The 10,704-nt window shown below is 74.3% G+C and carries 1 protein-coding gene; it reads left to right on the top strand.

Annotated features, from left to right (window positions below; translation table 11 throughout):
- Positions 1–8: 8 nt before the first annotated feature.
- Positions 9–10,703 carry a type I polyketide synthase gene (locus tag SAVERM_RS02600; RefSeq protein ID WP_010981855.1) on the top strand — a complete coding sequence of 3,565 codons (10,695 nt, stop codon included), beginning with the start codon at positions 9–11 and terminating at the stop codon, positions 10,701–10,703.
- Position 10,704 lies beyond the last annotated feature (1 nt).

Here is a 10,704-nt window from a genome sequence, read left to right as displayed (position 1 = left end):
CGATTTCGGTGGCGAACGAGGACAAGCTCCGCCATTTCCTGAAGCGAGTCACCGCAGATCTCCAGGAGACCCGGCGGCGCCTTCGTGACTACGAGGACGCCGCCGGGGAGCCGGTGGCCATCATCGGGATGAGCTGCCGCTACCCGGGAGGGGTCGACTCGCCCGAGGATCTGTGGGAGTTGGTCGCAGGCGGCCGCGACGCCGTCTCGGAGTTCCCCGCCGACCGCGGCTGGGACCTGGACGCCCTCTACGACCCGGACCCGGAGTCCCGCGGGACCAGCTACGCCCGCGAGGGCGCGTTCCTGCGCGACCTCGCGCGGTTCGACGCCGGCCTCTTCGGGATCTCGCCCCGCGAGGCGCTCGCGATGGACCCCCAGCAACGGCTGCTGCTGGAGACGTCGTGGGAGCTCTTCGAGCGGGCCGGAATCGATGCCGCCTCGCTGGCGGGGAGCAGGACCGGCGTGTTCGCCGGCGTGATGAACCACGAGTTCCTCGCCGCCCTCCAGAACTCCCCGCAGGACCTGGAGGGTTACCTGGGGACGGGCACCTCGGGCAGCGTCGCCTCCGGCCGCGTGGCCTACACCTTCGGCCTCGAAGGCCCGGCCGTCACGGTCGACACGGCCTGCTCGTCGTCCCTGGTGGCCCTGCACCTGGCCGTCCAGTCGCTGCGCAACGGCGAGTGCTCGCTGGCCGTGGCGGGCGGTGTCACCGCGATGGTCGGCCCCGCCACCTTCGTCGGCTTCAGCCGCCAGCGCGGACTGGCACCCGACGGCCGCTGCAAGCCGTTCGCGGCCGGTGCCGACGGCACCGGCTGGGGCGAGGGCGCCGGCCTGCTGCTCGTGGAGCGCCTCTCGGACGCCCGCCGCAACGGGCACGAGGTCCTTGCGGTCGTCCGGGGCTCCGCCGTCAACCAGGACGGCGCGTCCAACGGCCTGACCGCCCCCAACGGCCCCTCCCAGCAGCGGGTGATCCGCCAGGCCCTGGCCGCCGCCCAGCTGACCACCGCACAGGTCGACGCGGTGGAGGCGCACGGCACGGGCACCCGGCTGGGCGACCCGATCGAGGCGCAGGCGCTGCTCGCGACGTACGGGCAGGGCCGTCCCGACGACAAGCCGCTGTGGCTGGGCTCGATCAAGTCCAACATCGGCCACACCCAGGCCGCAGCCGGCGTGGCGGGCATCATCAAGATGGTCATGGCCATGCGCCACGGCGAACTGCCGCGCACGCTGCACGTCGACGCGCCGTCCGTGCACGTCGACTGGACGGCGGGTGCCGTACGGCTGCTCACCGAGCGCACGCCCTGGTCGGCGTCGGACCAGCCGCGCCGGGCCGGTATCTCCTCCTTCGGGATCAGCGGCACCAACGCGCACACGATCATCGAGGAAGCCCCGTCGGCCGAAGCGTTCGCACAGGACACCGGGGCCCCGGAAGGGCCGGAGGAAGGCGCGGAGAGCGCCGAGCCCGTCGCCTCGGAGGCGGCGCGCCCGGCCGCGGGCGGACCGGTGCCGTGGGTGATCTCCGGCAGGACCGAGGAGGCCCTGCGCGCACAGGCCGAACGCCTGCTGTCCCGCACGGACGCCGAAGTCCCCCCGCTCGACGTGGCGTTCTCGCTCGCCACGACGCGCACGGCCCTGGAGCACCGCGCGGTGCTCCAGGGTGAGACGCCGGCGGAACTCGCCGAGGGGCTGCGGGCCGTGGCCTCCGGCTCCCCGGCCCGGGGCGTCGCGCGCGGTCTCTCCGGCACCGGTGGTCGCGTCGGCTTCCTCTTCTCCGGTCAGGGTTCGCAACGCCTGGGCATGGGGCGTGAGTTGTACGCGTCCTACCCGGCGTTCGCCGCCGCGTACGACGAGGTCTGCGCGCAGCTGGACGCCGTGGTCGACGTCGACTCGGAAGAACTGCACCGCACCGGTGCCGCCCAGCCCGCACTTTTCGCGGTCGAGGTGGCGCTGTTCCGGCTCCTGGAATCGTGGGGGATCCGGGCGGACTATGTGGCCGGTCACTCCGTCGGAGAGCTGGCCGCCGCACATGTGGCCGGGGTGCTGTCGCTCGACGACGCCGCGAAGCTGGTGTCCGCCCGCGCCCGCCTCATGCAGGCCCTGCCCGCCGGCGGGGCGATGGTCGCTGTCCAGGCGACCGAGGACGAGGTGCTGCCGCACCTCACCGACGCCGTCGGCATCGCGGCGATCAACGGGCCGCGGTCCGTCGTGGTGTCCGGAGCCGAGGACGCGGTCACCGCGATCGCGGAGGCCTTCCGGCAGCAGGGCCGCAAGTCCTCCCGGCTGAAGGTCAGCCACGCGTTCCACTCGCCGCTGATGGACCCCATCCTGGAGGAGTTCGCGGAGGTCGTCCGCAGTCTGACGTTCCACCGGCCGCAGATCCCGGTGGTCTCCAACCTCACCGGCCGCCTGGCCGAGCCCTACACCCCCCAGTACTGGGTCCGGCACGTCCGCGAAGCGGTCCGCTTCGCGGACGGCGTCCGGACTCTGAACGACCTGGGTGTGACCACGTTCGTCGAGATCGGTCCGGGGGGCGTGCTGAGCGCCCTCGCCGAGGGCTGCCTGGACGACGACGTGGTCACCGTGCCCGCCCTGCGCGCCGACCGTCCCGAGCGGGTCGCACTCGTCGCCGCCGTCTCCGAACTGCACGCGCACGGCGTCTCCCCGGACTGGCACGCCTTCTTCCCCGGCGCCCGCCGCGTCGACCTGCCCACCTACGCCTTCCAGTACGAGCGCTACTGGCTCGACGCCTCACCAGCCGCTCCCGGTGGCGTCCGCGCCGCCGGCCTTGGCTCGGCCGACCACCCGCTGCTGGGCGCCGCCGTATCCCTGGCCGGCGGCGACGAGCGGCTGCTGACCGGCCGGCTGTCCCTGCGCACGCACCCGTGGCTGAGCGACCACGCCGTGCTCGGAACCGCGCTGCTGCCGGGCACCGCGTTCGTCGAACTGGCCGTGCGCGCCGCCGACGAAGCCGGCTGCGCATTACTGGAGGACCTCACCCTCGAAGCGCCCCTGGTGGTGCCCGAGCAGGGCGGCGTCGCGGTTCAGGTGTGGGTCGGCGCGGTCGACGGCACCGGCCGCAGGCCGCTGACCGTGCACTCGCGCCCCGAGGACGACTCCGACCTGCCGTGGGTCCGCCACGCGACCGGCTTCGTCACCGAAGGGAGCGAAGAGGCCGGCGCCGCGGCCGCCGACCGGACGCTCACGGCGTGGCCGCCGACGGGCTCCGAGCCGGTCGACCTCGACGGCTTCTACGACCGGCTGGCCGCCCTCGGCCTGGCCTACGGACCGGCGTTCCGTGGACTGCGGAGCGCCTGGCGCACGGGCGAGGACGTCTTCGCGGAAGTCGCCCTCCCCGACGGCACGGACACCGGTTCCTTCCTCCTGCACCCGGCTCTGCTCGACGCGGCACTGCACGCGATCGGCGCGGGCGGTGCGGACGGCTCCCTCGTTGCCGAGGCGGACGGGCCGCTCCTGCCGTTCGCCTGGTCCCGCGTGTCCGTGCGCGCCACGGGCGCGTCCACCCTACGGGTCAGGCTGGCACCGGCCGGTACGGACGCGGTGTCCCTGCTGGTGGCCGACGGCGCGGGCGAGCCGGTGGCGTCCGTCGAGTCGCTGACACTGCGCGCGGTGTCGGCCGAGCGGCTGCGCAAGCGCTCCGGTGACGCGATGTTCACCGTCGAGCGGGCGCCGCTGACCCTGCCCTCCGACGACGCGGACGGGACGGCGGTGGCGTACGTCCCGGACCTCGCCGCTCTGGCTGAGGCCGACGGGCCGTCGCAGCCGGACGTGGTCGTGGTCCCGTGCCCCGACGGCCCGGAAGGGGCGACCGAGGCCGAGCGGGTCCGTGCGGTCAGCACCGACGTGCTGCGGCTGGTTCAGCGCTGGTTCGCCGAGGACCGGACGCCGCGCCTCGTGCTGATGGCGCGCTGTGACGACCTCGCGCACGCCGCCGCGGGCGGACTGGTCCGCTCGGCCCAGGCGGAGAACCCCGGCCGGATCGTGCTGCTCGAAACCGACCGCCCGGACGAGGCGGCCGCGCTCGTGCCCGGCGTCGTGCTGTCCGGCGAACCCCACGTCGTCGTCCGCGAAGGGGAGGTCAGCGCACCGCGCCTGGCCCGCGCCGCCTCCCTGGCAACGGAGGACGCGGTCACCGGCCGCGCGGACGAAGCTGCCTCGGCCCTCGTCGAGGGCGCTGCCTCCCGCCTCGGCACCGTGCTGCTCACCGGCGCCGCTGGCGCGCTGGGCAAAACCCTCGCTCGTCACCTGGTGACCGGACACGGCGTGCGCCGGCTGCTGCTCGTCAGCCGCCGTGGCGCGGACGCCCCGGGTGCAGCCGACCTGAAGGCCGAACTCGCGGCGCTCGGCGCCGAAGCGACGTGGGCCGCCTGCGACCTCGCCGAACGGGACGCCCTCGCCCGGCTGCTGGCCGCCACCCCGGTCGACTCGGTTGTGCACACCGCCGGCGTGCTCGACGACGGCGTGATCGCCGCGCTGACCCCGGAGCGCGTGGGCGCGGTCCTCGCGCCCAAGGCCGACGCCGTGCTCAACCTGGACGAGCTCACCGGCCCGAGCACGACGTTCGTGCTGTTCTCCTCCGCAGCGGGCGTCTTCGGCAACCCCGGCCAGGGCAACTACGCCGCGGCCAACGCCTTCCTCGACGCCTTCGCCCGGCACCGCCACGCCCAGGGACGGCCCACGGTCTCGCTGGCGTGGGGCCTGTGGGAGCAGGAGGGCGCCATGGCCGACGCCCTCGACGAGGCGGGCAGGTCGCGGATGGCGCGTTCCGGCGTCCTGCCGCTGCCCACCGAGGACGGCCTGCGGCTGTTCGACGCGGCGCTCGCCTCCAACGAGCCCGTACTCGTGCCCGTCCGCCTCGACACCGCCGCCTTGCGCAACCGGGCGGCAGAAACCGTACCGGCCCTGCTGCGTGGACTCGTCCGCGTCTCCCTACGCGGCACGGCCCAGCGCGCCGCCGCCGGATCCCTGGCCGAACGCCTCGCCGGTCTGGCCGCCGACGAGCGCGACGAGGCCCTCCTGGAACTGGTCCGGGGCGAGGTCGCCGCCGTGCTCGGTCACTCCTCGTCCCGGGCCGTCCAGCCCACGTACGCCTTCCAGGACCTCGGCTTCGACTCGCTGACGGCCGTGGAGCTGCGCAACCGGCTCGCCACGGCCACCGGCCTGCGCCTGCCCGCCACCCTCGTCTTCGACCACCCCACCCCCGCCGCCCTCGCCCGGCACATCGGCACCGAACTCCTCGGCGAGGCCCCCGCGGTCACGGCCAGGGCCGCGGCGCGGCAGACCGCGACCGCCGCCGACGAGCCGATCGCCATCGTCGGCATGAGTTGTCGCCTCCCGGGCGGGGTCCGCTCGCCGGAGGACCTGTGGCGGCTGGTGGCCTCCGGCCGGGACGGCATCACCCGGTTCCCGGACAACCGCGGCTGGGACGTCGACGGGCTCTACGACCCCGACCCCGAGCGCCTCGGCAAGACGTACGCGCGCGACGGCGGCTTCCTGCACGAGGCGGCCGAGTTCGACGCCGGCTTCTTCGGCATCAGCCCCCGCGAGGCCCTGGCGATGGACCCGCAGCAGCGGTTGCTGCTGGAGGCGTCCTGGGAGGCGTTCGAACGCGCCGGGATCGACCCGGCGACCATCCGGGGCAGCCGTACCGGCGTCTTCACCGGCCTGATGTACCACGACTACGGCCAGGGCCCGCGCCAACTGCCCGAGGGCGTCGAGGGACTGCTCACCACCGGAGGCTCCGGCAGCGTCGCCTCCGGGCGCGTGTCCTACACCTTCGGCCTGGAGGGCCCGGCCGTCACGATCGACACGGCCTGCTCCTCGTCGCTCGTCGCCCTGCACCTGGCCGTCCAGTCGCTGCGCAACGGCGAGTGCACGATGGCGCTGGCCGGCGGCGTCACGGTCATGGCCGGCCCGACGGTTTTCGTGGAGTTCAGTCGGCAGCGCGGGTTGTCGCCCGACGGTCGGTGCAAGGCGTTCGCTGCCGGTGCGGACGGTACGGGCTGGGGCGAGGGAGTGGGCCTGTTGTTGGTGGAGCGGCTGTCGGACGCGGAGCGCAACGGTCACCGTGTGCTGGCGGTCGTGCGGGGCAGTGCGGTGAACCAGGACGGTGCGTCCAACGGTCTGACCGCGCCGAACGGTCCGGCGCAGCAGCGGGTGATCCGGCAGGCGCTGGCGTCCGCCGGGCTCAAGCCAGCCGATGTGGACGCGGTGGAGGCGCACGGTACGGGCACGACGCTTGGCGACCCGATCGAGGCGCAGGCGCTGCTCGCCACGTACGGCCAGGAGCGGCCCGCAGGACAGCCGCTGTGGCTGGGCTCGCTGAAGTCCAACATCGGCCACACGCAGGCCGCCGCGGGTGTCGCAGGTGTGATCAAGATGGTCATGGCCATGCGCCACGGAGTGCTCCCGCAGACCTTGCACGTCGACGAACCCACACCGCACGTGGACTGGTCGGCCGGTGACGTCCGGCTGCTGACGGAGGCCGTCGCATGGCCCGATTCGGACCGCCCGCGCCGTGCTGCCGTGTCGTCCTTCGGCGTCAGCGGCACCAACGCCCACACCATCATCGAACAGGCCCCCACGACCGAGGAACTGCCCCTGACGTCCGATTCCGGCGCGGCCGTTCCCTGGGTGCTCTCCGGCAGGACCGAAGCCGCGCTGCAGGCGCAGGCCGCCGGCCTCGTGTCCTTCCTGGACGACCACGACGGCGACAACGACAGGGACGACGTCGGCGAGGCGGCCTTCGCGGCCGACGTGGCGTACTCGCTGGCCACGACCAGGGCGGCCTTCGAACACCGCGCCGTGGTGGTCGGGCAGACCCTTCAGGAGCTCCGGCAGGGGCTGGCCGGTGTCGCCGGCGGTGCCACGCCGCCCGGCGTGGTGACCGGCACCGCACACACCGGCGGCAAGACCGTCTTCGTCTTCCCCGGGCAGGGGTCGCAGTGGGTGGGCATGGCCGCCAAACTGCTCGAGACCTCACCGGTCTTCCGCGACCGGATCGACGCCTGCGAGCGCGCCCTCGCGCCGCACGTGGACTGGTCGCTGACCGCGGTGCTGCGCGGCACGTCCGAGGTCGAGCAGGACCGGGTCGACGTGCTGCAGCCCGTGCTGTGGGCGATGACGGTCGCCCTCGCCGAGGTGTGGCGCTCCTTCGGAGTGACCCCCGACGCGGTCGTGGGGCACTCCCAGGGCGAGGTCTCCGCGGCGGTGATCGCCGGAGCGATCTCCCTGGAGGACGGAGCACGCGTCGTGGTGCGGCGCAGCCTTGCGGTCCGCGAACTCCAGGGCCGCGGCGCCATGGCCTCGGTGACGCTCCCGGACGAGAAGGCGCGGGAACTGGTCGGCCGGTGGACCGGCCGCCTCGGCATCGCCGCCGTGAACGGGCCCGCCACCGTTGTGGTCTCCGGGGACACCGACGCCCTCGACGAATTCCTCGCTCACTGCCAACAGGATGCCATCCAGGCCCGCAGGGTCGCCGTCGACTACGCCGCGCACTCGCCGCAGATCGAACGCGTCGAAGCGCAGGCGAGCGAGGGGTTCGCCGGCATCAGCCCGCTCCCCGGCTCCGTGCCCTTCTACTCCACGGTGACGGGCGGGAAGCTGGCCGCGGACGAGCTGGGCTCCGGCTACTGGTACCGCAACATGCGGCAGACGGTGCGGTTCCACGACGCGATCCGGGCCGCTCTGGCCGACGGGCACGACGTGTTCGTCGAAGTCAGCCCGCACCCCGTCCAGTTGGCGGGCATCCAGGATGCCATCGAGGCCGCCGACGCGGACGCCGCGGTCGTACCGACGCTGCGCCGCCGCGACGGCGGACGGAACCGGCTGATGCTGGCCCTGGCCCAGGCCCTTGTGCACGGCGTCGCCATCGACTGGGACGCCGTCCTGCCGGGCGCGCGCCGCGTCGACCTCCCGACCTACGCGTTTCAGCACGAGCGGTACTGGCTGGAGGCCGGCGCTCCGGCCGGTGACGTACGAGCGGCCGGGCTGGACGCCGCCGACCACCCGTTCCTGGGCGCGGCGGTGGAGTTGCCGGACGCCGGCGGCCACCTGCTCACCGGGCTGCTGTCCCTGCAAGCCCAGCCCTGGCTGGCCGACCACGCGGTGCTGGGCACGGTGCTGCTGCCGGGCACGGCCTTCGTGGAACTGGCTGCCCACGCCGCGGCCGAGACCGGCTGCGACCTGGTCGAGGAGCTCACCCTGCAGGCACCGCTGGTGCTGCCCGAGCACGGCGGTGTCGCGCTCCAGGTGCTCGTGGGCGCGCAGGACGACTCCGGCCGCCGCCCGTTGAGCGTGCACTCGCGAGCCGGGGACGACGGCCCGTGGATCCGCAACGCCACCGGCGTCCTCGCCGCCGGCGGAGCCCCCTCCGGCACCGACCTGAGCAACTGGCCCCCGGCCGACGCCCGGCCGGTGGACCTGGACGGCTTCTACGACCGCATGGCGGACCTCGGCCTGAGCTACGGCCCGCTCTTTCAGGGGCTGCGTGCCGCCTGGCGCGGCCACGACGCGGTCTACGCCGAACTCGCCGTCCCCGACCTGGCGCAGACGGACGCGTTCGGTGTGCACCCGGCCCTGCTCGACTCCGCGCTGCACGCGCTGGGCGCGGGCGGCCTCGTACCGGCTGCCGACGGGCCCCTGCTGCCCTTCGCGTGGTCCCGCGTCACGGTGCACGGAACCGGAGCGGCCGGCCTGCGGGTACGGCTCTCCCAGGTCGGCGGGGATGCGGTACGGCTGGAGGCCGCCGACGGCACGGGTCGTCCCGTCGTGTCGGTGGAGTCGCTGACGCTGCGCCCGGTGTCGGTCGAGCAACTGCGCCCGAGCTCCCGGGACTCCCTTTTCACCGTGCAGTGGGCACCGCTCGCCGCCACCGCTGACGCGCGGACACCAGTCGTACAGGCCTACGACGGCATCGCCGCCCTCCTCGCCGCCCCCACGGTGGAGACCGGGGCGCAGGCGGACACGGACGCCGTCGTCGTCCCCTGCCCCGGCGGGTCGGGTACCGATGTCGAGCGGGTCCGGAGCGTCCTCGCCGAAGTGCTCTGGCTGGTCCAGTGGTGGCAGGCCGAGGACCGGGCCGCCCGCCTGGTGCTGGTGACCCGGGGCGCGGTCGCCGCAGGCGACGAGTCGGCACAGGGCGACCCGGTGCAGGCGGCCGTGTGGGGCCTGGTCCGGTCGGCACAGTCGGAGAACCCGGACCGCATCGTCCTCCTCGACACCGAACAGAACGCCGACGTGGAGCAGGTCGCGGCGACGGTCGTCCCCCGGCTCGTCGCCTCCGAGGAGCCGCAGGCGGCACTGCGCGGCGACGCGCTCCTGCTGCCCCGGCTCGCCAGGGCCGCCGCCGACGCCCCGCGGGCCACCCCGGACTTCGGGACCGGCAGGGTGCTCCTGACCGGCGCGTCCGGTGCCCTGGGCGGACTCGTCGCCCGGCACCTGGTCGCCGAACACGGGTTGCGCAGCCTGCTGTTGATGAGCCGGCGCGGCGCGGACGCCGAGGGTGCGGCGGAGCTCCAGGAGGAACTGACCGCCGCGGGTGCCGAAGTGCTCTGGGCCGCCTGCGACGTGGCCGACCGGGACGCTCTCGCCGAGGTGCTGTCCGGCACGCCGGTGACGGCCGTGGTGCACACGGCCGGCGTCCTCGACGACGGCGTGATCGGTTCGCTTACGCCGGAGCGCATGGAGATGGTGCTGCGCCCCAAGGTCGACGCGGTGTTGAACCTGCACGAGCTGGCCGGTGACGTGTCGGCGTTCGTCCTCTTCTCCTCGCTCGCGGGCACGCTCGGCACCCCCGGCCAGGCCAACTACGCCGCGGCCAACGCCTTCCTGGACGCCTTCGCCCGGCGCCGCCGGGCCCAGGGTCTGCCCGCGGTGTCGTTGCCATGGGGCCTGTGGCAGCGCACCGGCACCATGACCGAGGACCTCGGCGGCGCCGACCGGACCCGGCTCGCCCGCGGCGGCGTGCTGCCGCTGTCCGACGAGGACGGCCTGGAACTCCTCGACGCCGCGCTCGCGCTGCAGGAGCCCCTGGTGGTGGCGGCACGGTTGGACCTCGCCGCCCTGCGGAACGCGACCGCCCCGGTGCCGCCGCTGCTCAGGGCGCTCGTCGGCGGCCGGCTGCGGCGCACGGACCGGGCGGCCGCGGTACCGCTGGCGCAGCGGATCGCGGGCCTGCCCGAGAGCGAGCGCGAAGAGGCCGTGCTGGACCTCGTCCGGTCCGAGGTCGCCGCCGTCCTCGGACACAGCTCGGCCAAGACCGTCCAGCCCGACCAGGCCTTCGGCGACCTGGGCTTCGACTCGCTGACCGCGGTGGAGCTCCGCAACCGGATGAACCAGGCCACGGGCCTGCGGCTGCCCGCGACGCTGGTCTTCGACCACCCGACGCCCGCGGTGCTCGCGCAGCGGGTGCTGAAAGACCTCCCCGGTGGTACGGCCGGGACGGCGCCGGTCTTCGACGAGCTCGACCGCCTCGGTGCCGCCCTCGACGGTGCCGGAGCGGACGGCATCGACAACATCACCCGAACCAAGATCAACATGCGTCTCCAGGCACTGCTCGCCCGCTGGAACGGGAACGAGCCGGCCGATCCGGGAGGCGCCGGCGGAGCCGAGGACGAAGACGACCTCAGCTCGGCGAGCGACGAGGAGCTGTACGAGCTCCTCGACGACGAACTCGGCATCTCCTGAA

Origin of the sequence: Streptomyces avermitilis MA-4680 = NBRC 14893 (assembly GCF_000009765.2) — a bacterium.
Classification (GTDB): domain Bacteria; phylum Actinomycetota; class Actinomycetes; order Streptomycetales; family Streptomycetaceae; genus Streptomyces; species Streptomyces avermitilis.
This window is presented reverse-complemented; position numbering and strand designations above follow the sequence as displayed.